The organism is Caballeronia sp. dw_276, assembly GCF_018449635.1.
Lineage (GTDB): Bacteria > Pseudomonadota > Gammaproteobacteria > Burkholderiales > Burkholderiaceae > Caballeronia.
Genome location: NZ_JAAVUV010000042.1, coordinates 1 through 1,685 on the forward strand (window position 1 = coordinate 1; position 1,685 = coordinate 1,685).

The 1,685-nt window shown below is 64.8% G+C and carries 1 protein-coding gene; it reads left to right on the forward strand.

What is annotated here, in order from left to right:
- A partial coding sequence (locus HB633_RS30510) for a condensation domain-containing protein (protein ID WP_255581302.1) occupies nt 1-1,685 on the forward strand: 1,685 nt, incomplete at both ends.

Genomic DNA, 1,685 nt, shown 5'->3' on the forward strand with positions numbered 1-1,685 from the left:
GGCAACGGACAGCACGACATCCGGATACATCGAGCCGCGCACCGGGACGGAAGCGATACTGGCCGGCATCTGGGCTGCCGTACTGAAGCTCGACCAGGTCGGTGCCCAAGACGATTTCTTCGACCTGGGCGGCCATTCGCTGCTAGGGACTCGAGTACTGGCGCGCATGCGCAAGCTGCTCAATGTCGAACTGCCGCTGCGCGCGCTGTTCAAGACACCCGTGCTGGCCGATCTGGCGGCCTGGGCCGACGAGATCCGGCGTGGCGCGATGCTGGATATGCTGCCGCCGATCGAACCCGTGCCGCGGGATCGGTCGTTGCCGCTGTCGTATGCGCAGCAGCGCCTGTGGTTCCTCGATCAACTGGAGCCGGGCAGCACTTTGTACAACCTCCCGGCTGCCGTGCGCCTGCATGGCGAGCTCGATGTTGCCGTGCTGCATCGGACGCTCAGCGAGGTACTGCGTCGCCATGAGGCGCTGCGGACCTCCTTCGTGGCCGAAAACGGCACCGTGCAGCAACGCATCGACGCCAGTCCGGTTCTCGATCTGCCGGTGGTCGATCTGTCGACGCTGCCGGAAGCAGCACGCGACATATCGTTGCGCATGCAACTGAATGAAACGGCGGGTACCGCGTTCGATCTGTCGAGCGGTCCGCTGGTTCGCGCCGCGCTGGTTCGCCTCGGTGCGACCGACCATGTGATCGCGCTGACGCTGCATCACATCGTCTCGGACGGCTGGTCGACGGGGGTCCTGGTACGTGAAGTCGCCGCGTTGTACGGGGCATTTTCGCGCGGCGAGCCGTCGCCACTGCCCGACTTGCCGGTGCAGTATGCCGATTACGCTCACTGGCAGCGCGAATGGCTGACGGACGACGCCCTTGCGCGCCAGCTCGATTACTGGCGCGCGCAATTGACCGGGGCGCCGGCATTGCTGACGCTGCCGACCGACCGGCCGCGCCCGGCCGTGCAACGCCACAACGGCGCCGTGTATCGCTTCGATATCGATGCGGCGACCACCGTCGGCTTGCAGGCGCTGGCGAGGCGTGTGGAGGGCACGCTTTTCATGACGATGGCGACGGCATTCGGTATCGTGCTGTCGCGTCACGCGGGGCAGGACGATATCTGCATCGGCACGCCGGTCGCGAACCGTCGCGACGCGCAGACCGAAGACCTGATCGGATTCTTCGTCAACACGCTGGTCTTGCGCCAGCGCATCGACAGGCGCGCAACCTTCGAGACCTTGCTGGCTCGCACGCGTGAAGCGGCGCTCGGCGCTTACGCGCACCAGGACGTGCCGTTCGAGCAGGTCGTGGAGGACTTGAAGCCGCAACGCAGCCTCGGCCATTCGCCGCTGTTCCAGGTGATGCTAATCCTGCAGAACGCGCCGTTCGAAGACATGGAACTACCGGGTCTGCGGCTGAGCGGTGTCGACGATGAGACGCGTGCCGCGAGGACAGCGAAGTTCGATCTGACCTTGAACGTCGACACACTCGACGAAGGGTTGGGGGCAAGCCTCGAATACGACACCGATCTGTTCGATCGCAGCACGGTTGAACGGATGGCCGGGCATTTCGTTCGCACGCTGAAAGCGATGGTCGAACGACCCGATGCCAGACTCGACACGCTGCCGATGCTCGACGCCGATGAATACCGGCGGATGGTCGATGCATGGAACGAGACGGCGACTT